The organism is Fulvivirga marina, from assembly GCF_016775155.1.
Taxonomy (GTDB): domain Bacteria; phylum Bacteroidota; class Bacteroidia; order Cytophagales; family Cyclobacteriaceae; genus Fulvivirga; species Fulvivirga marina.
The window spans coordinates 1-26915 of record NZ_JAEUGD010000061.1 but is presented as its reverse complement, the minus strand read 5'-3'; the positions used below and the strand labels follow the sequence as shown (position 1 = coordinate 26915).

22 protein-coding genes, 1 other RNA gene and 1 pseudogene are annotated in these 26915 nt (G+C 38.8%); 14 read left to right on the top strand and 10 right to left on the bottom strand.

Annotation, left to right across the window (positions count from 1 at the left end):
* The first annotated feature begins 209 nt into the window (after positions 1–209).
* Positions 210–653, top strand: coding sequence for a type I restriction enzyme HsdR N-terminal domain-containing protein (locus tag JMN32_RS18500; RefSeq protein WP_202857946.1), 444 nt, complete (start codon positions 210–212; stop codon positions 651–653).
* Between the two features lie 55 nt (positions 654–708).
* On the opposite strand, the gene ald is transcribed toward JMN32_RS18500, so the two are convergent.
* Positions 709–1824 (bottom strand): alanine dehydrogenase, encoded by a 1116-nt coding sequence (gene ald / locus JMN32_RS18495; protein ID WP_202857855.1) that lies wholly within the window; start codon positions 1822–1824, stop codon positions 709–711.
* 311 nt (positions 1825–2135) lie between these two features.
* Between ald and JMN32_RS18490 the strand changes: the two genes are divergently transcribed.
* The gene (locus JMN32_RS18490) at positions 2136–4541 is read left to right on the top strand and encodes an alpha-ketoacid dehydrogenase subunit alpha/beta (protein WP_202857854.1); all 2406 of its coding nucleotides are present in this window, start codon (positions 2136–2138) and stop codon (positions 4539–4541) included.
* On the opposite strand, the gene JMN32_RS18485 is transcribed toward JMN32_RS18490, so the two are convergent.
* A complete protein-coding gene (locus JMN32_RS18485; protein ID WP_202857853.1) occupies positions 4538–5335 on the bottom strand; it encodes a hypothetical protein in 798 nt (265 codons plus the stop codon). The two genes, JMN32_RS18490 and JMN32_RS18485, sit on opposite strands and share 4 nt — an antisense overlap.
* A 44-nt stretch (positions 5336–5379) precedes the next feature.
* Here JMN32_RS18485 and JMN32_RS18480 point away from each other — a divergent pair, with 44 nt between their 5' ends.
* Entirely contained in the window at positions 5380–6366 is a 987-nt protein-coding gene (locus JMN32_RS18480) for an acyl transferase (RefSeq protein ID WP_202857852.1), read from the top strand.
* A gap of 90 nt (positions 6367–6456) precedes the next feature.
* Positions 6457–6588: a hypothetical protein gene (locus tag JMN32_RS27555; RefSeq protein ID WP_262896729.1), complete on the top strand. Its 132-nt coding sequence runs from the start codon at positions 6457–6459 to the stop codon at positions 6586–6588.
* A gap of 25 nt (positions 6589–6613) precedes the next feature.
* On the opposite strand, the gene JMN32_RS18475 is transcribed toward JMN32_RS27555, so the two are convergent.
* From JMN32_RS18475 to JMN32_RS18455, 5 genes are all read right to left on the bottom strand, one after another.
* Positions 6614–7780, bottom strand: coding sequence for a sigma-54-dependent transcriptional regulator (locus JMN32_RS18475; protein ID WP_202857851.1), 1167 nt, complete (start codon positions 7778–7780; stop codon positions 6614–6616).
* An 85-nt stretch (positions 7781–7865) separates the two neighbouring features.
* An RNA gene (gene rnpB / locus JMN32_RS18470) (RNase P RNA component class A) lies at positions 7866–8276 on the bottom strand.
* 112 nt (positions 8277–8388) lie between these two features.
* Positions 8389–8787: a type III secretion system chaperone family protein gene (locus JMN32_RS18465; RefSeq protein ID WP_202857850.1), complete on the bottom strand. Its 399-nt coding sequence runs from the start codon at positions 8785–8787 to the stop codon at positions 8389–8391.
* 49 nt (positions 8788–8836) lie between these two features.
* Entirely contained in the window at positions 8837–9724 is an 888-nt protein-coding gene (locus JMN32_RS18460; RefSeq protein ID WP_202857849.1) for a DUF2279 domain-containing protein, read from the bottom strand.
* On the bottom strand, positions 9711–14312 hold the full coding sequence (locus tag JMN32_RS18455; RefSeq protein WP_202857848.1) for a translocation/assembly module TamB domain-containing protein: 4602 nt from the start codon (positions 14310–14312) through the stop codon (positions 9711–9713). Before JMN32_RS18455 ends, JMN32_RS18460 begins: the two co-directional genes overlap by 14 nt.
* Positions 14313–14324: 12 nt before the next feature.
* Here JMN32_RS18455 and tsaD point away from each other — a divergent pair, with 12 nt between their 5' ends.
* The 5 genes from tsaD to JMN32_RS18430 all read left to right on the top strand — a co-directional run bounded on the left by tsaD (position 14325) and on the right by JMN32_RS18430 (position 17638).
* Positions 14325–15329, top strand: coding sequence for a tRNA (adenosine(37)-N6)-threonylcarbamoyltransferase complex transferase subunit TsaD (gene tsaD / locus JMN32_RS18450; protein WP_202857847.1), 1005 nt, complete (start codon positions 14325–14327; stop codon positions 15327–15329).
* Positions 15330–15333: 4 nt separating this feature from the next.
* Positions 15334–15732, top strand: coding sequence for a thioesterase family protein (locus tag JMN32_RS18445; protein ID WP_202857846.1), 399 nt, complete (start codon positions 15334–15336; stop codon positions 15730–15732).
* Between the two features lie 78 nt (positions 15733–15810).
* The gene (smpB, locus tag JMN32_RS18440; RefSeq protein WP_202857845.1) at positions 15811–16278 is read left to right on the top strand and encodes an SsrA-binding protein SmpB; all 468 of its coding nucleotides are present in this window, start codon (positions 15811–15813) and stop codon (positions 16276–16278) included.
* Between the two features lie 6 nt (positions 16279–16284).
* Positions 16285–17076 (top strand): C40 family peptidase, encoded by a 792-nt coding sequence (locus tag JMN32_RS18435; protein ID WP_202857844.1) that lies wholly within the window; start codon positions 16285–16287, stop codon positions 17074–17076.
* 49 nt (positions 17077–17125) lie between these two features.
* Positions 17126–17638, top strand: a complete 513-nt coding sequence (locus JMN32_RS18430) for an HNH endonuclease (protein WP_202857843.1) — start codon at positions 17126–17128, stop codon at positions 17636–17638.
* Positions 17639–17646: 8 nt separating this feature from the next.
* Here the strand turns inward: JMN32_RS18430 and JMN32_RS18425 are convergent, their stop codons facing one another.
* Positions 17647–18996 (bottom strand): sensor histidine kinase, encoded by a 1350-nt coding sequence (locus tag JMN32_RS18425; RefSeq protein ID WP_202857842.1) that lies wholly within the window; start codon positions 18994–18996, stop codon positions 17647–17649.
* Complete coding sequence (locus JMN32_RS18420) at positions 18986–20380, bottom strand: sigma-54-dependent transcriptional regulator (RefSeq protein ID WP_202857841.1); 1395 nt, start codon at positions 20378–20380, stop codon at positions 18986–18988. The genes JMN32_RS18425 and JMN32_RS18420 overlap by 11 nt, the downstream gene beginning before the upstream one ends.
* A 310-nt stretch (positions 20381–20690) precedes the next feature.
* Between JMN32_RS18420 and JMN32_RS18415 the strand changes: the two genes are divergently transcribed.
* Positions 20691–21941 carry an efflux RND transporter periplasmic adaptor subunit gene (locus JMN32_RS18415; RefSeq protein ID WP_202857840.1) on the top strand — a complete coding sequence of 417 codons (1251 nt, stop codon included), beginning with the start codon at positions 20691–20693 and terminating at the stop codon, positions 21939–21941.
* A gap of 52 nt (positions 21942–21993) precedes the next feature.
* Positions 21994–22683 carry an ABC transporter ATP-binding protein gene (locus JMN32_RS18410; RefSeq protein ID WP_202857839.1) on the top strand — a complete coding sequence of 230 codons (690 nt, stop codon included), beginning with the start codon at positions 21994–21996 and terminating at the stop codon, positions 22681–22683.
* An 89-nt stretch (positions 22684–22772) separates the two neighbouring features.
* Here JMN32_RS18410 and JMN32_RS18405 read toward each other — a convergent pair whose 3' ends face one another.
* A complete protein-coding gene (locus tag JMN32_RS18405) occupies positions 22773–23927 on the bottom strand; it encodes a DUF3103 family protein (RefSeq protein ID WP_202857838.1) in 1155 nt (384 codons plus the stop codon).
* A 297-nt stretch (positions 23928–24224) separates the two neighbouring features.
* Between JMN32_RS18405 and JMN32_RS18400 the strand changes: the two genes are divergently transcribed.
* The 3 genes and pseudogenes from JMN32_RS18400 to JMN32_RS27390 all read left to right on the top strand — a co-directional run.
* Entirely contained in the window at positions 24225–26417 is a 2193-nt protein-coding gene (locus JMN32_RS18400) for a peptidase domain-containing ABC transporter (protein WP_202857837.1), read from the top strand.
* Between the two features lie 161 nt (positions 26418–26578).
* A pseudogene (locus JMN32_RS27395) lies at positions 26579–26632 on the top strand (pinensin family lanthipeptide); the annotation flags it as partial.
* 16 nt (positions 26633–26648) lie between these two features.
* The coding region (locus JMN32_RS27390; protein WP_238354545.1) for a hypothetical protein at positions 26649–26915 on the top strand (267 nt) is incomplete at its 3' end.

Below are 26915 nucleotides of genomic sequence, written 5' to 3'. Positions count from 1 at the left end.
TTATAATGTTACGTATACTGGTGAGTATCAAATACCTCAGCATTCGATTGATTTCAGTAAGAGGGATAAATCGGGTTGCTAACAGTATAAGATACCAAAAGTTTTGAATAGGCTTTACAGGTGTTATTGATTTTGTTATCAGAGATATGATTTTCAATAAATCGTATGATTAATCAATATAACTGTTTGCTTATTCTTTAAATTTGAAAATGATTGAACTGAATCTCCCTAGAATTGAGTGCAATATTAGAAAAAAAGAGGGGAAAATTGAGATTTTTGATGTTGTAAGAAAGAAATTTATACAATTAACTCCCGAGGAGTGGGTAAGGCAACATATGATTCATTTTCTGATTAATGAGCAGGAATACCCAAAATCGCTCATTAAGGTTGAGTCAGGTCTTAAATATAATCGGCTTCAAAAAAGATCTGATATTTTGGTATATAGTAGGTCTGCAACCCCTTTTTTGATTGTTGAATGTAAATCATATGATGTCAAAATTACTCAAGCGACTATAGATCAGGTTTCGGTATACAATAAGCAATTAGGTGCTCCGTATGCGGTGGTTTCAAATGGGCTTATACACTACTGTTGTGAGTTCGATCGGAAAACTGGTAAGATGAGTTTTATTAATTCGTTTCCGAATTTTGATTAAAATAAAAAAGGGACTTTCTTTTGAGAGTCCCTTAATAGAAATATTCAAATGAGTCTTAGTTTAGAAATTTAGAAACCTCAGTGTTTGGTAAGTCAAAAGTTTCAGCAACGGCTTTATAGACAATCTCTCCGTTGATGATGTTAAGACCTAACTTCAGCTCTTCATTTTCCTGACAAGCTTTCTTCCATCCTTTGTTAGCCAGTTGAATAGCATATGGCAGTGTTGCATTTGTCAATGCTAATGTAGATGTATAAGGAACAGCTCCTGGCATGTTGGCTACGCAGTAGTGAACTACATCATCTATGATGTATGTAGGGTCTTGGTGTGTAGTGGGTTTACAGGTCTCTATACAACCACCCTGATCAACTGCTACATCCACCAGTACTGTACCGGGTCTCATATCTTTTAGCATGTCGCGGGTAATTAAGTTGGGTGCCTTTGCTCCTGGTATAAGTACTGCCCCAATGATCAGGTCATGTGTTGCAATCAACTCTCGAATGTTATATTCATTGGACATAAAAGTATTAACGTTGGCAGGCATTACATCATCCAGATATCTAAGTCTTGGCAAGCTTACATCCATAATGGTTACATCAGCACCCATGCCAGCTGCCATTTTAGCGGCATTGGTACCAACAACACCACCACCGAGAATCAACACTTTGGCAGGTCTTACCCCAGGGACGCCACCTAAAAGGATACCCCTTCCTTTTAAGGGTTTTTCAAGGTATTTGGCTCCTTCTTGTACCGACATGCGTCCTGCTACCTCAGACATGGGAACAAGCAAGGGTAAGCTTCTGTCTTCTTTTTCAACTGTCTCGTAAGCAAGACATACGGCCTTACTATCGATCATTGCTTTTGTAAGAGGCTCATATGAAGCAAAATGAAAATAGGTAAATACCAACTGGTCTTCTTTTATGAGTTTATATTCAGGTTCGATCGGCTCTTTTACCTTCATAATCATTTCGGCGATGTCATATATCTCTTCTATGGTAGGGAGTATGTTTGCGCCTGCTGATTCGTATTCGCTGTCCTGAAAACCACTACCATCGCCAGCAGTAGATTGAACATAGACCGTATGACCTCTTTTTATTAATTCCTGAGCCCCTGCGGGGGTAAGTGCAACACGGTTTTCGTTGTTTTTAATTTCTTTAGGTACACCTATTATCATGACTTCAATTGTTTATAAGGGATACAAATATAGCAACCAAAAAATATAATGCAGATGTTTGTAATTAATTTTACGGCTGCAACTCATAGTAATTTTTTCTTGAAAATAAAATTTCATGAATTTATATTTTTGCAAAATTTTCGTCTTTATTTTTTAGTTATACGCAAAATTTAGGATGCCTTAAATGTTAAAATATGTAAAGTGAAGATGTTGGTCTCCAGCTCTCAATTTGAAAGCTTTAGCTTTTTCGTTATTTTTGTTACTGTTCACATAAAAGTGATCAGTTGTAAAATCAATTAAATCAAAAGGATTTGAGCACTATAAAAACCGTTAAAAAACCTTCTAGTAAAGTCAGTGAGATATTGCAGGATTATAAATTGGCCTGTGAAAGCCGGGAGGCAAGCTTATTGGGAAGAAAGGAAGTTTTTATGGGTAAGGCCAAGTTTGGGATTTTTGGAGACGGAAAAGAAGTAGCCCAAATAGCGATGGCCAAAGCCTTTAAAAAGGGAGACTTTAGATCCGGGTACTACAGAGATCAAACTTTTATGTTCGCCATAGGTGAGCTTACTATTCAGGAATACTTCGCGCAGCTTTATGCACACACGGATATTGAAGCAGACCCTGCTTCCGGGGGCCGATTAATGAATGGTCACTTCGCGACTAGGATGCTGAATGAAGAAGGTGAGTACAATTCGGTTGTGGAAAATAGAAATAGTAGTTCTGATATATCTCCAACGGCGGCCCAAATGCCACGTTTGGTAGGGTTGGCTTATGCGTCAAAGCTGTTTAGGCAAACCAAGGAACTGAAGGGGTTTGAAGAATTATCTATTAATGGTAATGAGGTGGCTTTTGGGACTATTGGTAATGCATCTACTTCTGAGGGAATGTTTTTTGAGGCAGTAAACGCCGCAGGAGTGCTTCAGATACCCATGCTAATTTCGATATGGGATGATGAATATGGAATATCTGTGCCTAAGGAGTATCATACAACTAAAGGTAATATTTCAAAAGTTTTAGCAGGTTTCCAGAGAGATAACGAAGAGAATGGGTTTGAGATATTTACCGTTTGTGGCTGGGATTATGAGGATCTTGTTAAGACATACCAGAAAGCAGCTAAAGTTTCAAGAGAGGAGCATGTTCCTACATTGGTACATGTTCAGGAGATGACTCAACCTCAGGGGCATTCGACTTCAGGTTCGCATGAGCGTTACAAATCCAAAGAACGATTGCTGTGGGAACAGGAGCATGATTGCATCGTGAAGCTTAGAGAGTGGATTCTTGAGAATGGCTATGTTGAAGCTGAGGAGTTGGATAATATAGAAGATCAGGCAAGAAAAACAGCAAAAGAAGCTAAAAATGCTGCTTGGAAGGCTTTTATGGCCTCAATTAAAGAAGACGAGCGTACTGCTATTGATTTATTGGAACAAGCTCAGGAGCAAAGCAGCCATTCAGGTGCTCTGAAAAGCATTAAATCTAATTTAGAGGGTACTTTGAACCCTATTCGGATGGATAGTGTAAAAGCTGTTAAGAAAGCTTTACGAGTATTAAAAAGTGAAGATATTCCAGCACGAAAACAGCTGCAAGATTGGGTGAGGAGAATTGAAAAAGAAAACTTTGAGAGGTTTAGCTCTCATTTATATAGTGAGTCATCCCAAAGTGCTCTACTTGTAGACGTGGTAGAGCCTGAGTATGATGAGGATATTAAGCTGGTTGATGGTAGAGAGGTGCTACAAGCATGTTTTGATGCTGCGCTGGCTAGAGATCCCCGAGTATTTGCATTTGGTGAAGATGTTGGGAAAATAGGAGATGTTAATCAGGCTTTTGCTGGTCTTCAGGATAAATATGGAGAACTAAGAGTGACAGATACAGGCATTCGTGAGTGTACCATAATTGGTCAGGGTATCGGGGCTGCGCTTCGTGGACTTAGACCTATTGCAGAGATCCAGTACTTGGATTACCTATTGTATGCTATTCAGATACTTTCTGATGATCTGGCAACTCTTCAATATAGAACAAAAGGTGGGCAAAAGGCTCCGTTAATTATTAGAACCAGAGGTCATCGTCTTGAGGGGGTATGGCATTCCGGTTCGCCAATGGGTATGATTCTTAACAGTATCCGTGGTATTTATGTGCTGGTTCCTCGAAATATGACACAAGCCGCAGGCTTTTATAATACGCTGTTGCAGTCTGATGATGCAGCTTTAATTATTGAATGTCTCAACGGTTATAGATTGAAGGAACGTGTACCTGTCAATATTGGAGAGTTTACGGTTCCACTTGGTAAGCCTGAAGTGCTGAGGGAGGGTGAGGACGTTACTATTGTTACTTATGGTTCAATGTGTAGGGTGATAATGGATGCAGCGGAACAATTGCAGGAAGAAGGTATATCTTGTGAGGTTATAGATGTTCAAACCCTGCTACCTTTTGATACAGGGCATAGTATTGTTGAATCCATCAAGAAGACTAATCGAGTTGTTTTTGCGGATGAGGATGTGCCTGGTGGAGCAAGTGCTTTTATGCTGCAGAAAGTGTTGGAAGAACAAGAAGGCTACAGATACCTAGACTCAAAGCCTATTACAATTACAGGTAAGGAGCATAGGCCTGCATATGCTTCTGATGGGGATTACTTCTCCAAGCCAAATACTGAAGAGGTATTTGATAAAATATATGCGCTAATGGCAGAAGCCAATCCCGGGAAATACCCTGATATATATTAATTTATTTTGATATCATCCAACGTGACTGGCTCGGAAGTTATGGCATTGCTATAGTTTCCGGCCCTGTCAAGGATGGTTACTCTTACCTTGAATCGCTTGTTTCCAAAAGTTGATTCCCATCCTTTATTTGGTATTCTGTAAGTTATTATCCCTTCTGATGCTGTTTCTCTTCCTACTTCATTGATTATGGGGAATCGGCCATGGTATGCAATGTTGCACTGGGGCTTTTGAAGGTACTCCCAGAAAAACTCTTCAAACTCTCCTCCGGAATTTTCAAGAAAAAAGTTTACATAAATATTATTGTATCGTGGGTTTTTTTGATAATAGACTGTGTCTTCTTTTAATACAGTGTTTCCGGCAGTGATGTTTACCTCTTGCCAGTTATTACATGTGTATGGGAAGTCATACGGAGGGAGAGTGTCAAGTTCAGGAATAGCTCTGTCAGAAACAGTTATCATGTTTTCTACTAGGGCAAGGTCTGAATCTGATGCCGAAGTTAAAGTATCCAGAGCAAAAACAGTTTTCCTTTGGGTATTTGTATTATAAGAGAAAAATGCGAATTCGTTAAAAGGGGAGGATATATGGCTTTCATCTGAGGCATCAAACCCTAAGTCTCCGTCACCGTCCTGAAAGTCTAATGATATAATCAGTGAGTCGTCCTCTTGAAGTCCACCAATTTCCTTGTAGGACAAATTCATGGATTTTAGTACAGGGTTATCGGGGAAGTTTGGATCTTTGAAGCAGGATGTTAACAACAATCCAGCTGTAAAAAGCAATAAAGTATTTATCTTCATCCTTGGAAATTTGATACCATTGAAATACATAAAATAACTAACGATTGAAATCTTCTAAAAGTTTTTATCAGAATATCTTTCATGCAAAGAAATCAAATTTTGATGAGTTGGCGTTAAATCTGTTTCAATATCAGGCGAACAGGAACTCAATATATAAAAGGTTTATTGAAAATATCGGTATTCAGGTAAGTGAAGTAATTGAGGTTGAGCAAATTCCTTTTCTGCCTATCTCTTTTTTTAAAACTCAAGAGGTGAAATGTGGGGATTGGGAAGCGCAAGCAGTATTTGAAAGTAGTGGTACTACAGGCGCCACTAGCAGCAAACACTTTGTGAAAGACCTTGATTTCTATTTGTTGAACTGTCTCGAAATCTTTAGCAGGTTTTATGGGGCACCCGATCAGTATCACTTTTTAGCGTTGCTTCCTTCCTATCTCGAACGTACTAGTTCCTCTTTGGTTTATATGGCTGATTATTTTATCAAACAGAGTGGTTCACGGTTTAGTGGATTCTATTTGAATGACTATGAGAGACTTGTGAAGAATATTGGTAAAATCAAAGACGGAAAGAAAGTAGTGCTCTTGGGGGTATCATTTGCTTTACTAGATCTTGCAGAAAAATACCAGCCAGATTTGTCTGGCGTAATAGTTATGGAAACAGGGGGTATGAAGGGCAGACGAGCAGAGATGATCAGAGATGATTTGCATGATGTGCTGAAAAAGGGATTTAATATAGAACAGGTTCATTCCGAATATGGGATGACTGAATTATTATCTCAAGCTTACTCTACGCATAATGGAATCTTTAAGTGTCCTCCTTGGATGAAAATTATTCTGAGGGATGTTAATGATCCGTTTGATTTAAATGTAAAAAGAACATCCGGAGGGATTAATGTTATAGACCTTGCCAATATTGATACCTGTGCTTTTATAGAAACCCAAGATATGGGTAAAGTATCTCAAACTGGTGAATTTGAAGTAATTGGGCGGTTTGATAACTCTGATATAAGAGGTTGTAATTTGATGGTATATTAAAAAGTGCCTTTATAATTCAGCAATCATTTGATAAATATGTTTTAGTTTAATACTTTTGGTTATATTTCGTTAATTTTTAAAAACTGGAAAATGAAACTAAGATTAGCTGTAATACTCCTCGTTGTTTTTGGATTGTCTGCTTGTAGCCAATACACGTGCCCTACCTATGCTAAAAAAGAAGTGAAAAAAGAGGAGGTAAAAAGCGAAAAAGAAAGAATATAAAATACCCTTTCTTTTCCTACCTGTTTTAGTCCTGTTTAATATCTGCATTTCGGATAACATCTTCGGCAGTAATTTCTGTTCCTGACATAATTATCAGGCGCTCAACTACATTTCTTAATTCGCGAATGTTTCCGGTCCAATCGTGTTTCTGCAATAGCTCTATAGCTTTATCACTGATGGCCTTAGGCTTTGATCCGTACTCTGCAGCTATATCTACCAAGAACTTTTCAACCAGCAAGTGTATATCTTCTTTTCGGTCTCTAAGAGCGGGTACTTTTATTAAAATCACGCTTAATCTATGATAGAGATCTTCTCTGAACTGGTTTTTTTCGATGGCTGCTTTTAGGTCTTTATTTGTTGCAGCTACTACTCTAACATTGACCTTAATTTCTTTGTCTCCACCAACACGTGTTATCTTATTCTCCTGAAGGGCACGTAATACTTTAGCTTGAGCGGAAAGACTCATGTCTCCAATTTCATCAAGGAAAAGTGTTCCGCCATTGGCTTGTTCGAATTTTCCAATTCGCTGTTTTATAGCAGAGGTGAATGAGCCCTTTTCATGTCCAAAAAGCTCACTTTCAATAAGTTCTGAAGGTATGGCGGCACAGTTAACTTCAACCATGGGACCTTTGGAACGGTTGCTTTTTTCATGGAGCCATCTTGCAACCAGTTCCTTTCCGGTTCCATTTTCTCCTGTTATCAGAACGCGAGCTTCTGTAGGGGCAACTTTCTCAATGGTTTCTTTAACCTGTGTAATGGCCTCAGATTCTCCAACGATGTCGAAGCTTTTGGAAATCTTTTTCTTGAGAACTTTAGTTTCATTAACCAGGTTTGATTTATCCAGAGCGTTTCTTAAAGTTACGAGCAGTCGATTCAAATCTGGGGGCTTCTGAATGAAGTCATAGGCTCCTTTTTTTGTTGCTTCTACGGCTGTTTCTATTGTTCCGTGAGCGCTGATCATGATAAATTGGGTATCAATGCCTTGCTCCATAGCTTTTTCAAGCACTTCAATGCCATCCATTTTAGGCATTTTAATGTCGCAAAGGGCAGCATCAAATTTTTCTTTGGTCAGCATCTTAAGGCCTTCTTCACCATTTTTAGCCTCGCCAACCTCATATTTCTCATACTCCAATATTTCCTTTAGAGTATGTCTGATGCTCTGTTCGTCATCAATGATTAAGATCTTTGGCATGTATTAATGTTTGGTTATACTTCCTTAGCAGTACAAGTAATGTACCGCTCGGATGAAAGTAGATGATTAATGCTCTAAAATAAGAAAAAAATGCAAGCCTGTAAGCCGGGTTCTGTCCTCCCGACAAGTCGGGATGGCTTATCATTTATCTAGCCTCAACGTCACCGTTGAGATCAAAAGCGATCTACCCATCACGCTTATTTCCGAAGAAAGTCAGACGAGCAGCCTGACAGCCGCCTAGGCAGGCTAGCGTGACTTATTTGATCTTTCAACTCGTAAGGTTTACCGTGCCCCCTTAGTTACCTTCGGGGCGGTGAGCTCTTACCTCACCTTTTCACCTTTTCCGCTGATAGTAATCAGAGGTAGTTTGTTTTCTGTGGCACTGTCTGTCCCCTCGGTAGAACCGAGAAGCCTTCCCGTTAGGAAGTACGATGCTCTGTGTTGCCCGGACTTTCCTTCCTTCGGTATTCCGAAGAACGATAAGCCAGCTTGCATTTTTTACTTTTAGGCAATTTGGGCGAAGCTAATTCATTAGTTATAGGTAAACAATAAAAAAGCCCATTTAGATTCAAATGGGCTTTGTGTTTATGCTTTTAGAGAATTGTTAGTTAATGAACATCTTCTCCTGTTAGTTTGAATTCGTATTCATCGGCGACGTTGGCCACTTCCTGGATAATTTCTTTGAGGACTTCTTCTGTTGCTGTGTCTACAAAACTTGATGCTTCTACATTGATAAAATTTTCCGATATAGAGAATTTAGCATGGTTGAGGCTGGCATTTTCCTCGAGAAGAGCTTTGAGATCCATGTCTGCTTCGAACTCGCATACTTTGGATACAAACTCAATTCCCAATCGATCATATCTTTGGCTTTGTTTTAGTTTTCCAAGTACTGTTTGAAAACGCTCATCAGCTAATGGTACAATTATGATAGATGTTTTGCTATCATACTCCGAATACTGTCCCCCGATTTCATCGGAATAATTTTGCATAAAAGCATTAAGATCCATAACGATTAAGTTTTAGTTTCTATAATCAATTTATAAAAAATATCGGGTACTAGTAAACATAATGGAATTTAAATTTACCATTAGAAAGCTCCATGGTAGGAGCTGGTAGGTGGATCATGTCAAGAAGATATACTATGGTGTTGAGTACGCCGGATCGTGATTTGTATTCGCTGAAATCCATATCAATGCTCAGGTAGTACTGTCTTTTGGGAGAAAGTCCATGGCTGGTATTACTTGCATCCGTAGCGTAAAGCATATTATGGGCACCGTATCCTATTGCAAGATTGAGCCATTTTGGGAATTTTTCAAGAGTTTTAAACTTTGAAAAGTTGATTGATAGCCAATATGTCTGGCCATTGTAATCTTTGAGAAGTTCTTCAGAAAAGTTTTTTCCTAGTGTTTCGGGCCTGGAATCAGGGAAGTTTGTACGATAGAATGAAAACTTCGGCTGAATGCGTATTTCATGCCATAGTTTCATTTGGCTGTAGAAGAGTGCGGTGCCAAGTGTATTGGCGGCTAGGTCCGTATAAGAAGCTCCATATGCGCTTGAAAAGCCATCGAAAATCTCAATGGAAGAGAGAGTTATTATGCTGGAAAGAGCCCCATACGTTAGAGATTTGTCTTCTGAGAGGCCAGCCCACCTGAGTGCTTTATAGCTGGCCGAATTGATGTGAAAGGCGGCATAAGCATGGCCTGCTTTATCAATCTGCTTCCATTCTCGAGAGTCGTTAAAAAAATGAAAGGACTCTCTTTCAAAATTTGCATACCATAGATGATTGAGTGCAACCAAGGAGCCTGCATATACCGCTGCTGAAGTTATAACCAGTGGCTTTAATCTCTTTTTATGTAGCGTACTATCTGTTTGGGCTTGCAATGAGCTTAACAAAACCGGCTGAAGGAAGAGAAATATAAGGATAATAAATTTATTCAATCTCATCATCATCCTTTATTGCCTCACTGTTGTTTTTGGTGTTTGGGTTTCTGTCTTTTTCATTCCTATCATCCTTATCATCATCTTCCTGTTCGTCCTCTTCGGTAGCTCTTTTTTCTTTTTTTCTCTGAAATAGTTCTTTTAGTTCATCAAAGCTTTGGGTATGAATGATGCTAAAACCAGTGGTTATGGTATTTAAATTTTCTTCTGTAGGGTTGATAGGGTTGTAGTTAGTGCGGTTATACATTTTAGCTCTGAACTTGCCATCAGGTGTTAGCAGGTATTCAAGTGTCCAGTCTCCGGCCACACTGGAAATATCAGTTCTGTTTTCCTGGTTGGTGAAGCCTCCATCTCGGGTTACTCTCAGCCTACCGTCTAGGAAGGTGTATGACAAACGTAGCTGAAAGGTGTTATAAGCCTCTTCATCCAATTGATCGAAGTCGACATCAAAGTCTATTTCAAGGTTTTCATCAACCTGAGTCACCCAATAGCTCAGTTGGTTGGATAGGAGTTCACTAACACTGCTAGTTATGGAACCACCTGTGTTAAATGACTGTAATGGAGAAAAACGTCTTAAAACGATCAGGCTGAATACCTGACGTTTAAGCTCTTGTTCATCTATGCTGTTCTTGAATTTTAAAAATTCGAATTCCAAGTCTACATCCGGACGGTCCGCAACCTTTATGTTGCGAGGGAGGTTACTTGTAGTTATATCAAAATTGACAGAAGGGGATAAGAGCGGCCCATCAATATCAAGAAATACTTTAACAGGGTATTTCCTTTTAATTTCTACTACATCTTCATATACTTGGTCAGCCTCCTGCTGCACCAGAAGAGGAAGGAAAGATGCTAATTGGTTATAAGTTGCGTTGATATCCAAAATACCTTGGTAAGGGTCTCCATACCAGGAGATTTTGCTGTTGGGTAGAATTTCAAACTCCTTATTGATTATACTGTAAAGTGTAAAGTTATAACCTCCTTCCTGGATATTGAAGTCTCCAAACATGTTAAATTCACCTTTGGTATCGATCTGAAGTTTTATATCTCCATTGCCCCTTCCTCTAATAATATCCCCCGCTTTAATGTCAAAAATTATTTCACAATAGGCATCCGGAGTTATGTCCAGATCAAAATCAAGCTTTAAACCTCTAAGGTCAATTTTTCCTACCTCATTGATCGTGGTGTTGGTCGAATCTTTGAAGTTGACAAAATTGATGTAATCTTCGCGTTCTATACTCTCGGAGTCACCAATTGGGATAAAAATGCGTGTTCCTTTTTCCGTTTTGGCTTGCGCGATGATATTCATATTGTTGATTGGACCAATAAGATTTATTGTTCCTGAGGCTATACCGGTGCCATAAAAAAGGTCATTGTCTTTACTTGTAGTATTTAAAACCATAAAGTTTGATAGGTTTCCATCAATATTGATAAAAAATTCCTTAAAACTCTGGTGAGATACAAATCCTGTTAGAATTCCTGTGCTGTTTTGGCTATCAGTTATGTTCATTTGCTTTGTCCCTATCTTGTTATCTTCAAAATAGAAGTCTCCGCTTAACTTATAGTCTGTGCCTAGGTAATTAATATGGATAAAGCCATTATCAATGGTTCCCTTCCCTTCAATTAAAGGATTTACAGGTGTTCCGGTTATTAGTAATTCGCCGGAAGCTGTACCCTTAAGCTGTGTGAAGTAACTGTCGATGAATGGTTCAAGTATGTTGAGCTCTGTTTTGTCAAGAAATGCTTTCAGTTTTAATTGATTGTCTTCATTTTTAGCAGGTGCATAATAGCCTTTAAGTGTGAGTATCTTTGTCTTTTTTCTGTTGATGAAGAGATTCATGTCAAACTGCTTTCTTGCATCATTCCAAATATTGGTTCCGTTGATATCACCAACAAGAAAATTATCAATTTTAAACTCATTTATAAATACTTCACTTTGTACATGCAGGTCTCTGTAGTAATTGCTAATATCAGCATATCCGTGCACGGTTCCGGATAGGTCTTTAGAAATAATGGTGTTAATATTTTCCAGTTTCAGGCTGTCTACATTAAGGGTGAGTTTATCATCTTCAGATTCCGAGATCATGCCATTTAAAGCTACACTCTGTTCATCATTGAAAACCCTGAGGTGCTCAATGGCAATCTCACTTCCTTTGATGCTGATTAGGTTTTCATTTTCTATGAGCCACTCCTTATCCAATATTTGTAAGTCGGAAGGTTGTATCCTAATTTGAGTTTCATCAGGTAGAAAGTCAATTGCCCCGAATAACCTGGCATAGTTAGCATATTTAACCTGATCAATATCAAACTCAAAGTCGATATGCCGGTTGTTCCAGATACCTTCAAAAATTAAACTTTTAGTTTCGATGTCAGATATTAATTGCCGTTCGGAAGCTACATATACCATAGCAAGTACACTAGTACTGTCGGCGATTTTGGAAATATTGAGCTGCAGCTCATCATGATAGAACTTGTCATTTTTATAGGTTAGTGTATCAACCTTTGTATCAAGGGATATGATTGATGTATATCCTCCCGTGAAATTACCGGATATAGTACTGGACGGTGATACATATAGTTCGGGTGCTACCAAGTCAAATATTGGGTTTGGATCTTTTACATGAAGCGTGTAATCCAGGGTGTAATCTTTATAATTGTGGTTACTCTTATTGTCATAATATTGAGCAAGCGCATTCTTATCATTCTTTAAATTGAGTTTGTACTCATATAAAAGTCTTTTAAGGTCTTCATAGACAACAGTGTAATCAAATACACCTTTTGCCTCGAAGTTTAGTAGGTTGGTTTCAAGTAGCAACTGTCTCTCATTTACCTTTTTACGAGAGGTAATACTTAGTGTGTCGATGGCCAGTTCCTTATCCTTATATTCAATAAAGGAGTTTTTTAGATTGGCAATGCCTATAATGCTATCAATTTCGAGACCCCTGGCATTGATATCAATTTCGCTTTTTATGAAAACATGATCTTTTGAAAGGTTAAGTGGCTTTAGGAAAAGGGTATCCAGGTCAGCTTTTATATTAAACAAATTAATGTCCTCTCTAAGGTCTATTGATCCGGTAGTGGTTAGCTTTAGGTTTGGGTCATTAATGCTGAGGTATCCTTTAAAAAATTCCTTGGCAAATTCAGCATCGGTACTGATATCTGAATACTTATAATCGTTGATCTCTATGTCATCTACCTGTCCTTTTAATGTGAAATTGGCATCCTCAAGCGTAAAGCCTGAGCCTTTGATTTCCCCGCTTACGGATACATTTCCAAATACTTTGTTTCCGGTATATCCTCCCAAGTTAAAATTATCCATATTCAAAGCTCCACTGTAAGTTGACTGGTTTACATCCTCTTCGAGCTTCAGGTTGATGTCCGAGTTTATTAAACCATAATTAGTATAGAAGTTTCCCTTGGCCACAAAGTCATTTGGGAATCCTAAAAACTTGGCATTGAAGCTAATGCGATCAAATGGAGCAAGGTGTTTGTAGCTTTTTTCTTTCAAATAGTATTTGAGATCTTCGACCCGTACATAAGAGTTTGTGAGGTCGAAGTTGATGAAGGTCTCTTGAAAATCAGGTAACCCTGACATTCTGATTCTACCTTTTAGTGCGGTGCCTTTTCCAAATTTAAGATTAGCATTGTCAAGAGTAAATGAGCTAACTTTGCCTTTAAAGTCCCCAGTTAAGAGATAATATTCGTTAAACCTTTTTAAAGGTGGAGCAAAAAGTGAGAGATCATGGCTGTGTAGTACGGTTTGATCAAAATTGGCTTCTACATTGACCTTGGTGTTAAAATCATTGAGATCTAAGGTGCTGTTATATCTGAATATTACGGTGTCTTTGATTATGCTATTCCCTACTTCAAGGTTTAGACCTTCAAATTTCATTGCACTTTGACTGACACTAAAAGATGTGGTGAGTTGGTTGACGTTCAGGCCTGTAATCCTATCTGTTGTGGATAGTGATGATACCTCAAGGTTCAACGTATCTGCAACAGAATTCAGATTTACAAATTCGCCATTAATACTGTCTAATGTGAAGTGATAATAGTCAAAACCTCCTTTAATGGAATCGCGATCCTGATCATAGTATGTGAAAATAGCGTTTTTAAGTGTTAAGTGATCCAGTGAGAGGTACTTTCGCTTTTTGGTTTGCTTTCTAATCCTTGCTTTAAGACGTCTTATAAGTTCATTGATATTAAGTGTTTTGATGGTGTCATTAACCGTAATTTTTGTGAGGTATACTCGAGCATCATTAATAACGATGTTATCGACGTTATGATCTTGTTTATTGAGAACAGCATTAATATTAAAGTCGATTTCAATCTCTCCGGTATAGATCAATCTATTGCCCTCCGGATCAATTACCCTAAGACCCTCAACTTCTACAAGGTCAAACCAGTTGATGGCTACATGTTCTATGGAGATATCATAACCGGTTATACCAGAATAGTGTTTGGATAAGTAGTTGACTATTTTAGTTTGGACATACGGCACCTGTATTGCGCCCGCAATGAGGGCCAATAAAAAGAAAATAGAGAGTATGAACCAAAGTATTGCCTTAACAATACGTTTTTTAATAACTTGCGCCAAAATTAAAAAACAATGAAGCCTACCATACTTGCCATAGAATCATCTTGCGATGAGACATCCGCTGCAATTATTAAAAATGGCAAAGTAGTCAATAATATAATTGCAACGCAATCAGTACACAAAAAATATGGAGGAGTAGTTCCCGAACTGGCTTCCAGAGCGCACCAACAAAATATAGTACCTGTGGTGAAAACTGCTATGGATGATGCTGGGGTTAATATGGGTGACCTTAACGCAATAGCTTTTACCCGTGGGCCGGGGTTACTTGGAGCATTGTTGGTAGGAACTTCATTTGCTAAGTCAATGGCTATGGGTTTAAATATACCGCTCATTGAGGTTAATCACATGCAGGCACATATACTGGCTCATTTTATTGATGACCCTAAGCCGCGTTTCCCTTTTCTCTGTCTGACAGTAAGTGGAGGGCATACCCAAATAGTTTTGGTTAATGATTTTCTTGAAATGGAGGTGATTGGTGAGACTCAGGATGATGCCGTAGGAGAAGCGTTTGATAAATGTGCTAAACTCTTGGAGTTTCCTTATCCAGGAGGCCCATTAATAGATAAATATGCCAAGGAGGGCAATCCCAAAGCTTATGAGTTCCCGGATACGGAAATGCAGGGACTTAACTTTTCTTTTAGTGGTATTAAAACAGCATTTCTTTATTTTTTAAGAGATAATAAGGCAAAAGATCCTGATTTTGTAAAAAAGAACGTTAATGATATTTGTGCGAGCCTCCAGTATAGTTTGGTGAAAATGCTTATGCAGAAATTAAAAAGAGCCAGTAATGAAACTGGTATTAAGGAAATTGCTATTGCCGGTGGTGTTTCTGCTAATAGTGGGTTAAGAGCTGAGCTTACAAGTCTTGCCAATGAAAAAAGGTGGAATGTTTATATTCCTGATTTTCAATATTGTACTGATAATGCAGGTATGATTGCAATGGCTGCACATTATAAATATCTCACTGGACATTTTAGCCCATTGGATGTGAGTCCGGAGGCGCGAATGAAAATATGATATAATGAAACCTATCTTTAAGCCTGGTGATAAAAAGCTTTATACTGTTCAAATTACAAAGCAGGATGTAGCTGCTTTTAGCGGTGAAGTGGTACATGAAGTTTGTTCTACCTTTTCTTTAGCCAGAGAGATAGAATGGTCTACACGGCTTTTTATTTTGGAGATGAAGGAGGAAACAGAGGAGGGGATTGGAACAAGACTTGAAATAAATCACAGAGGCCCTGCATTTGTCGGTGAAACTTTAAGCATAGAAGCTACTGTTGAAAGTATTGAGAAAAATGAGTTGTTATGCTCTTATAGGGCCCGTGTAGAAAATAGACTGGTAGCTGTAGGCTTTACAGGGCAGAAAGTGCTACCTAAATCTAAGATCAAAGAAATATTTGAAAGGGCTGCAGATGCGTGAAAAGTGTGATTAAAAATTCTGATAAATCACGGCTTCAATAATTTTAAAGTTACAAACATTCTCTACCTTTGAGTCACTATGGCAAAAGAAAAGTCAAGATTTTCAAATAATATTAATATTAAGAATCGAAAAGCTCGACATGAATATGAGTTTCTGGACACTTATGTTGCAGGGATTGCTTTAAAAGGAACTGAAATTAAATCAATTAGAGAAGGTAAGGTTAACCTTATGGATGGTTACTGTTATTTCAATCGGGGAGAGCTTTATGTTAAAGGGATTCATATTTCTCCTTATGCTCAGGGGTCGTTTTATAATCATGAAACTACACGTGAAAGAAAGTTGCTGTTACATAAAAGAGAGTTAGGAAAGTTGGAGAGTCAGATCAATGAGAAAGGATTGACAATCATTCCCTCCAGACTCTTTATTAATGACCGAGGGCTGGCTAAGCTCGAAATAGCGGTTGCTAAGGGTAAAAAACTTCATGATAAAAGGGATAGCATCAAAGAAAAAGATGTTAAACGTGAGCTTGAACGCATTAAGTACTAATCTGCTATGGAAATAGGTGAGAAAGGCATTTGCCGGCTAAGTGTGGTTCCTGTAAGGGCTCAGGCCAGTGATAAATCGGAACAGGTTACACAACTATTGTTTGGAGACCATTATACAATTATTGAGGTTTCTGAAGATAGGAAGTGGTTAAGAGTGGAAATGTACTTTGATAAGTATGTTGGCTGGATAGATGTGAAGCAATATTACCCTATTTCAGATGCCTATTTTAACCAAATAAATGGATCTGATTATAAGATATGCACAGATCTTACTTCCAGTATACTTTATAACAAACATCATATCAGTATAGTAATCGGTAGTATACTGCCGATATCTACGAATGAACTCTTTAAAATGGAGGAACAGTTGGCCTTTAATGGAGAAAGTAAGAGCCTGAGTCAGAAACGTGAGTTTGATTACCTTAAGCAGGTTGCTAAAAAATATCTCAATGCTCCTTATGCATGGGGAGGAAGGTCTCCATTTGGAATCGACTGTTCTGGCTTGGTACAGAATGTTTTCCGTATTTGTGGCTATTCTTTACCCAGAGATGCTTCCCAGCAGGTAAGTAAGGGAGTTGCAGTGCCTACACTTGATGAGTGCAAGCCAGGGGATTTGGCATTTTTTTCAGGGAAGAATGAAAGTATTACACATGTGGGTATTGTGTTAGGGGGTAATCAGATTATCCACGCCTCAGGTCGCGTAAGGATAGATGATTTGGATGCCCGGGGTATTGTAGATGCACAATCGGGACTGGTAACACATAAATTCTCCTTGCTCAGGCGAGTGATTAAAGAATAATTTTACAGGCGGTTTTGGTTTAATACCATATTGGGTTTATCTTAATAGGATGAACCGCAAGGTATTGGTACTGAATCAGGATAACAGCCCCATATCAGTCTGCACGGTTCAACGCGCTTTTTTACTGACTTATCTCAGAAAGACTGAATTGGTCGAGGCTGCTAATGGGTACAGAATAAATTCTGTATCTCAGAGCTTTCCTATGCCTTCGGTTATTAGGCTAACCAAGTATGTTAATGTTCCTTATAAGGGAGTAGCACTTACCAGGCAAAATGTATTTAAGCGGGATAGTTTTTCCTGTCAGTACTGTGGTGCTGACCGAGATCTGACATTGGATCATGTTACACCCAGGTCAAAGGGAGGAAGATCAGCTTGGAACAACCTGGTAACGGCCTGCAAAAGGTGCAATGCCAGAAAGGGAGATAATACACCTGATGAGGCAGGGATTAAGTTAAAAGTAAAACCATTTAGACCTACCTACGTGATGTTCCTTAGAGACTTTTCCGGTTTTCATTGTGAAGAGTGGAAGCCTTACCTCAATGGAAAAAGAAACTGGTTTTAAAAATCTCCCTAAAAGGATAAGGTAAATGAAGTGAATTTGTTGGGTTCTGACTCAACCGTGAGTGTTCCGTTGTGAAGCTGCATGATTTGTCTCGAGAGGCTTAAGCCAATACCAGATCCTCTTTTTTTTGTAGAATAGAAGGGGATGAATATTTGATCTATAGCCTCCATAATTATACCATGTCCGTTATCGGTAACCGTGATTTTTGAATGACCTTCCATGTCGGTATAAGTTTTGAGTTCTATCCTGGGAGTTGCCGTTTCTTCAATAGCTTCAATAGCATTTTTTAGTAAGTTAATCAGTACTTGTTCTATGAGTTCCTCGTCTATGTTCAGCTCTAGTTCAGGGTGAGAGACCTCACAGGAGAAGTCTATTTTTGCTCTTCTAAGCTCTACCTTCATAAGTTGGGAAACATGTTCAAGAAGGTGAGCGATCTTGATAGGTTTTATTTTTGGAAGAGGTATTGATGTGTAATCCCTATAGGCATCGATAAACCTTATCAGTCCTTGGCTTCTGTTTTCAATGGTTCCAAGGCCATCCTGAAGGTCTTCTACGGCTTCCTCGTTAAGTTCATATTTCCCATCTACCTCATCAAGGTCTTCGATAAGTATATCTTTCATCGTTGAAGTTAGAGAGGCAATAGGTGTGATAGAGTTCATGATTTCGTGCCGCAATACCTTAGTTAAGTTTTGCCAGGCTTCTAATTCCTTCTTTTGTAGTTCAGGTTGGATGTTTTGTAAAGCTACTAGCTTTAGCTTCTTGGCCCGCAGTATAAGCTCGGTTGCATGTATTGCCAATTGAATATCCCCTTCAATTCTAAAGAGTGTACTTTTGCCAGGGGGTAGGTCAAACAGGGCTTTATAGAGTCTGGATTGCTTTTCTATGAGTTCATCTATATTACGTAGCCGGTCTACTTTTAGAAATTTTTTGGCTGTTGCATTCATTAAACCTACATTGCCTTCATCATCAAATGACAGCAGACCTGTGCTTACATGTTCTACGATAGTATTGAGGTACTGAAGGTGTTCTTCTTTTTCGGCCCGAGCCTTTCTAAAGGCTTCCAAAACTTCGTTGAATGCCAGGTTTAGATCTTTGAAACTCTGTCCTAATTTGTTATCAGCAGAAAACCCTGACACAAAATCGGAGTATTTAACCGATTCAAGGAACCGGGTGAGCTTTCTGTTGGTTCTGGATATAAAGCTGTAGAGTTCGAACAATTCAATAAGAACCACGATAACCAGTAGCCCGGTTGTTATCAACATGGTTTTAAACTGAGCGGAGTAGACCAATAGGGCCATGGTGAGTCCAATAAGGATTACTCGGAATGCTACACGAAGCCTGAAGTCTTTAAAGCCCATATTTTTCTAATCTGCGATACAATGAAGAGCGGGTAAGTCCAAGCTCAGATGCTGCTTGGGTAATATTGCCATTGTACTTTTTAAGTACTTTGCGGATAAGTATTTTTTCTACATCTTCAAGCTTAAACTGGTCCAACATTACATTGTCACCCTCTGGGGTAGACTGAGTTTGGGCATTGAGGTTAAAATCTTCAGGCTGAAGCACCTGTGAGTTGCTCATAATTACGGCACGTTCTATTGCGTGTTGTATTTCCCTGATATTTCCGGGCCAGCTGTGTTTCTGCATTCTGCTGACGGCGGCATCGCTGATTTTGCTTACATGTTTATTGTACTTTTTGCTGTAGTGTTCAAGGAAGTGATTAGCAAGTAAAGGGATATCTTCAAGCCGTTCTCTAAGTGGGGGAAGCTCAATTTCGATGGTGTTTATCCTATAAAGCAGATCTTGTCTGAATTTGTTCTCTTTGACCATGTCGTATAAAGGCATGTTGGTGGCGCACACTAGACGGATATCAATATTAGTTTCTTTATTAGCACCTACACGGCTTACTTTTCTGCTCTGAAGTACGGTTAATAGCTTTGCCTGTAGAGGCATAGATAAGTTGCCGATCTCATCAAGGAAGAGGGTACCTCCATTCGCTATTTCGAATCGCCCTGACCTATCTTCCTTAGCATCTGTAAAAGCTCCTTTTTTGTGACCGAATAGTTCGCTTTCAAATAGTGTTTCGCTTACTGAACCCAGATCTACGTTGACAAATACCTGATCTTTTCTTCCTGAGTTTTTATGGATAGCTCTGGCTACTAACTCTTTTCCGGTTCCATTTTCGCCCAGGATCAATACATTGGCATCAGTGACTGCAACACGGTCTATCGTTTCAAATACTTTATGGATAGCAGCACTTTGACCAATGATGTCATGATATTTATTGTTGATCTGCAAGTTGATTTGCTTTTGCCTTGTTCTAAGGTCTTCTATTTCAAGGCGCGACTCCCTTAGCCTCATAGCAGAGAATAACGTAGCAAGTAGTTTTTCATTTTCCCAAGGCTTGAGTACGAAATCAGTAGCTCCGGCTTTGATGGCTTTGACAGCCATCTGTACATCACCGTACGCGGTTATTAGCACTACCACTGCCGAAGGGTCAATTTCAAGTATTTTTTCAAGCCAGTAGTATCCTTCCTTTCCACTGCTGACATCTTTGGTGAAGTTCATGTCGAGTAGTATTACATCATAGTTTTCGTTGTGCAGGAGGGAGGGGATAACTTCAGGGTTCTTTTCCAGATCCACTTGCAGGAAGTGTCTTTTAAGAAAGATTTTAGCGGCTTTTAATAGGTCTTCGTTGTCATCTACGATCAGGATTTTTCCTGTTTTGCTGTTCTTTTCTACCATATGTATTTATTTATGAGCTTAACCGTCTCATTATCAGACAAAGTTAATACCGTTTATGGCTCCGAACGGTGTTATTTCACTTAATTGGTTCTGATCCATTTATTTGGAGGGTTTATGTTAAATAAAAAAAATCAACTGTCCTAAACTGTGTGATTAAAAATGTTCGGTGGCGGACGGTCACGTTCATGAATGAACGTTAGCGGACTCTGAAAACGAGCTGAGGCCCTTTTCTTCTATTGAGATTGAATTGGCACACTTGTTGGCAAATGCTATATCGAATTGTAGAAACTGATGTTAACAGATACTCCTAATGGATAGAAAAATTAAAAAGAAGACCTGGACATTTAAACGCATAGCAACGATACTTGGCGCAGTGGGCGTTGTGGGATTTATGGCATATTTACTGTTTTTTGCAGACAGAAGATCCCGCTTGAATGTGGAACAAGAAAAATTAACCGTAGCCACAGTAAAAAGAGGTGTTTTTCTTGAATTTATACCCCAGACAGGTACTGTTGAGCCAAGTGTCACCTTTTATCTGGATGCTATTGAAGGAGGAACAATTAAAAAGGTTCATGCCGAAAGTGGTGCGATGTTGAAAAAAGGTGATGTAATTGTGGAGCTATCAAACCTTAACAGAGAGTTAAGTGTGTTGACGCAGGAAGCAAGCTTGAATGAAAGTATAAACAGGCTAAGACAAACCCGGCTGCAACTTGAACAAAACGACCTTCAGCAGCAGCAAACACTGGCTTTAATTGATAATCAGATTGAGAAACTTGAGCCGCAGTTTAAAAGGCAAAAAATGCTGTTTGATAAAAAGCTGATATCAAAGCAGGATTTTGAACAGACAGCAGCTGATTACGAGTACAACTTAAAGAGAAGAGATATTACCTATGCCAGCTATAGAAATGACTCGCTTTCAAGAATCAGACAACTGGGGCAGCTTAATACCTCAGAAAGAAGGATGACCCAAAGTCTTGAAGGTGTAGGGCAGATATTGGATAATTTAATCATTAAATCACCAATAGAAGGGCAACTTTCTACACAACCACTCTTTGAAGGGCAAGCAGTTACATCTGGTCAGCGGTTGGGGCAGGTTGATAGAGTGGGGAGCTATAAAGTAAGGGTGCCAATAGACGAACTATATTTGCCAAGAATTTCAACTGGACTTAGTGCTACAACAACCTTTGCAGGTAAAGATTACCGTTTAAAAATAACTTATATTTATCCAACTATCACCAATGGTAGGTTCGAAGTAGATATGGAGTTTGATGGAGAAGCTCCAGAGGGTATTAGAAGAGGTCAGTCACTTAGGTTGAGAATTGAGTTAGGGCAATCTTCAGAAGAGTTGCTACTGCCTGTAGGTGGTTTTTATAAAGATACCGGAGGTAATTGGGTATTTGTAGTGAGTGAAGACGGAACTAAGGCAGAGAAAAGAAGCATAAGGCTTGGAAGGAAAAATACCGAACACTTTGAGGTGTTGGAAGGACTTGAGCCTGGTGATCGTGTTATTACATCCAGCTACGATAATTTCGGAGACAATGAAGTACTAGTATTACAATAGAAATAATAAAGGTCAAAACTGATTAATAGATAATCATTAAAACACTTATGCCATGATAAAAATTAAAAATTTACAAAAGGTTTATACTACGGATGAAGTTGAAACTACTGCTCTGAATAGTATAAACATAGAAATTAAAGAAGGAGAGTTTGTCGCTATAATGGGACCTTCCGGATGTGGAAAATCTACATTGTTGAATATTCTTGGACTTTTGGATAACCCTTCAGATGGGGAATACTATTTCGGAGAGCATGAGGTGTCTCATTACTCTGAGCGTCAGCGTGCACAGCTTCGTAAGGGGTCTATTGGTTTTGTATTCCAAAGCTTTAACCTGATAGATGAGTTGACAGTGTTTGAAAACGTAGAGCTTCCATTATTATATTTGAAAGTTCCTTCTGCAGAAAGAAAGCAAAGGGTGGAGGAAGTGCTGGAAAGAATGAATATCATGCACAGAAGAAACCATTTTCCTCAGCAGCTTTCAGGAGGTCAGCAGCAAAGGGTGGCTATTGCCCGTGCTATTGTTGCTAAACCTAAAGTTATACTTGCGGATGAGCCTACGGGTAACCTGGATTCAGCAAACGGTGAAGAAGTAATGAAACTTTTAGCCGAGTTGAATGAGGAGGGAACAACAATCATCATGGTAACTCACTCGCCTTATGATGCAAACTATGCCCACAGGGTTATCAATCTGTTTGATGGTAAAGTTGTTACGGAGAATATTAAGGAGCAATTCCATATATAAGGTTAACTCCAAGGTCATAACTCAAAATAAAAAAATGCCACTGAAATTGTTCAGTGGCATTTTTTATTCATTAAATGAGCCTGATTGCCTTAGTTGGCAGGTATAAAATAAGGGCTCATATTAACTTTTGCATTTCCTCTTGCTCCGTAATAGTTAGTGTAGTACTTATTTTTTTCTATGGTATAGAAAGAGTCAACATAATCATCATCATTAGTCCAGAAGCTGGCAGGTATAGCATCTACTATAGCTGCACCAATTACTCCTAATGCAGTGATCCAAGTGTGTCCGCTTAAAGTTCCTGCTAGTGAACTTAATTCCTTCACAAGCATAGACACCATGTCCTGATAGTTATGGTTGTCATCTTTTTCGAAAAGCTGAATGTTTGCAGCCTGGTAAGCGTAGTCATCCCAGAAAAGCATAATCTGATTAGGGTAATAGTCTTTGTCTTCTTTGTCAAGGTAGTACATAGGAATAACAGCAACCTCAGCCTCATTGCTGCTGTTTCTTATACCAGAGGTAACAGCATAAATTTCAGCAGAACCGCTTATCCATGGCTCTTCATCATCGTTAAGTCTGATTTTGTTCAGTTTTGTAGTTTCTAAACCGGCAGCAGCAGTTTTGGATGTAACTTTCGATGATAACATCTTTTTCTGGAAACCAGCTTCCTTCAATTGCTTGTTGATATAGCTAACTTCCACTTTGAATGCTTCAAAGCCATGGTTATCTACAACTACTACAGGTACATTAGGCTCTTTGTTAGGGTCTAGGTATACTACTTTTTTGTCAAGCGTATAAGCCTTTACCTTTGTCCAGTCTTCTTCTTTGCCAGTAGGAGGGTAAGCCACTAAGATATCCTTCTTGTTTACACTTGCTCCTTCAGGCTTATAAAGCCATACCTCGGGTATCTCTACCACTTCAGGGGCTTCATTTGTTTTTAGTTGATTGTCATAGTATTGAGCTGAAGCTTTTAAGTTAGAAAGAGAAGAGCCATCTTTTTGATTAGCGTCAATCATTGTAAGTACTTCAGCCAGCTTAATACCTACAGCCTGTTGCTCGAGCACGGCTGTAAAACTGTTGAAAGATTCATCTTCATTTAATAACTCAGCAATATTTTGAGCCACAGCGTCCAATGATGGATCTTGACTTTGATTTGAAGACTCGGGTTTTACTTCATTTTCATCACATGCTGTAAATACTATCAGATAAAGCCCGATAGATAATACTGATAAAAGTTTTTTCATCATAATTTTAGGTTAGGTTAAAAATGTTTAGGTAAATGGCGAAGAAAGCACAATTTGTTATGAATGCATAACAAATTGTGTCTTTAATCTTACTTGTGTAATAGAAATTTCATATGAGCCTTTTTAAAGGGCTAATGGTGAACAGGGAAAGCATTACGGAGTGATATCCCCATTTGTAGGGATATTCTTCTCTTTTCAAGGTTCTTATACCAGAAAACAGTGTATTATCATTTTCAACTCCTATAAAATCTTGGCATACTAAAACCAATTTAGTAAGTTCACGACTCTTTTAATCGACCTATGCTAAAGAAATTCCCACATTATCGACAACTGGATGCCATGGACTGCGGTCCTACCTGTTTAAGGATAATTGCCAAATATTATGGCAAAAGTTACTCCCTACAAACACTCAGGGATAAGAGCTATATTACCAGAGAGGGGGTTTCTTTGTTGGGTATTAGTGATGCTGCGGAGTCTATTGGTTTTCGTACCCTCGCGGCCAAGATTCCCTTTGATAAATTAAAGGAGGAAGCTCCCACGCCTTTTATAGCCCACTGGAGACAACAGCACTTTATAGTGGTCTATGGGTTTAAGAAGAATTACGTGCTCGTCTCTGATCCAGCGCATGGACTGGTTAGATTGACCAAGGAAGAGTTCCTTGATGGCTGGCTAAGCGATACGGATAACGGTCAGGAGATAGGTGTTGTTCTTTTGATGGAGCCAGCGCCGGACTTCTATACTACTGAAGATGAAAAAGTAAATAAGTCAGGGTTTCATTTTCTTTTCAAGTACTTAAGACCTTACAGGAAGTTCATTACCCAGCTTTTTATAGGTATGCTGGTGGGAAGTATACTTCAGCTGATTTTTCCTTTTTTAACGCAGTCTATTGTTGATATAGGGATACAAAATCAGGACCTGAACTTTGTTACCCTCATTTTGATAGCTCAGTTGATGTTATTCTTTAGTAGAACAGCCGTTGAGTTTATAAGGGGCTGGATACTGCTTCATTTGGGTACAAGGATAAACATTTCTATTCTTTCTGATTTTCTGATCAAGCTGATGCGACTTCCAGTTTCGTTCTTCGATACCAAAATGATTGGTGATTTGCTTCAGCGAATTGGTGATCATAGCAGGATAGAATCATTTCTGACCTCTTCAACTTTAAATATTCTTTTCTCATTCATCAACCTCATTATTTTTGGGGTTGTGCTGGCCGTTTATGATTTAAAGATCTTCACGATCTTTTTTATAGGTAGTGCTATTTACATGGCTTGGATCATGATCTTTATGAAGAAGAGGCGAGATCTGGATTACAAACGCTTTGATCAGATGTCAAGCAACCAAAGTAACCTAATCCAGTTGATTACTGGTATGCAGGAAATTAAGTTGCATAATAGCGAAAAGCAAAAGCGTTGGGAGTGGGAGAGGATACAGGCAAAACTGTTCAAAGTAAGTATTAGTGGGCTGGCCCTGAACCAATACCAGGAGGCCGGTTCTTCATTTATCAATGAGCTTAAAAATATTGTAATAACGTTTTTGGCAGCAAAGGCTGTTATTGATGGAGATATTACACTGGGTATGATGTTGGCCATCCAGTATATCATAGGCCAGTTGAACGCTCCCATTAATCAGTTGGTAGGCTTTATCCATACGGCGCAGGATGCAAAGATAAGCTTGGAAAGGCTTGGAGAAATTCATGGTCAGGAAGATGAAGAGGATATCAACGAAGAGAAAATTACTATCTTCCCTGAAGATAAATCCTTAAAATTGGACAATGTATCTTTCCAGTATGAAGGCCCTCATTCGGAGTATGCCTTAAAGGATATTAGTCTTGAAATTCCAGAAGGCAAAGTTACTGCTATTGTAGGGGCTAGTGGAAGCGGAAAAACAACTTTGGTTAAGCTCTTGCTTAAGTTTTACGAGCCTTCGCAGGGCGAGATCAGGCTTGGTGATATTAATTTGAATAACTATAGTAACAGATTATGGAGAGATAAATGTGGGGCTGTATTGCAAGATGGATTTATATTCTCTGATACCATAGCAAAGAATATATCGATTAAGGATGACTATATCAATAAAGAAAAGCTACTCTATGCTGTAAAGGTCGCCAACATACAGGAGTTCATAGAGTCACTTCCATTGGGGTACAACACCAAGATCGGTAATGATGGGCATGGCTTGAGTCAGGGGCAAAAACAGAGAATACTGATCGCCAGAGCGGTGTACAAAAGTCCTGAATACATATACTTTGACGAGGCTACTAATGCCCTAGATGCTAATAACGAAAAAGTTATCATGGAAAACCTTGACCGCTTTTTTGTAGGTCGTACTGTAATTGTAGTGGCACACCGTTTAAGTACAGTAAAGAATGCAGATCAGATCATTGTACTCGATAAAGGTCATATTACTGAAATAGGTACACATGCAGAGTTGACTGCGAAGAGAGGGGATTACTATCGCCTTGTTAAAAACCAGCTTGAGCTGGGTAATTAAACCCTATTAAGCTTGCTCTTTTTAAATCTTGAACGACTTGTTAATGCATCTTACGTATGTAAGTTGTTGGTTTAATTTGATATTTTTCTTCTAAGTAATTGAACTTTTCTTTTTTAATTTTAAAATAATTGAAATGATTAGATTAGTTAAAATTCATTACCATGAAGAAAAAGAAACTTAAAATTGGAGAGCTAAAAGTTAAAAGCTTTGTTACTCAAGAACTGAGTGATAATGCTCAAACCATTAAAGGAGGGTATCTTACCTATGGATGTACCGCTGGGTGGGCAGGATGCCCTGACGATGGCGGCGGTGGCGGAGGAGGAGGTACATATGACTCTTGTAACCCTAACAATTGGTATACGCATAGACCATGTGATACCAATGAGCCTTTGCATTGCAGTCCGTGTCAATAAGAAGCGCAGGTTAGAAACAAAAAAGAGGCTGTCTCAAAAGTCTCTCAAAAGAAAGGCTGGCGAAAATTCTATCGCCAGCCTTTTT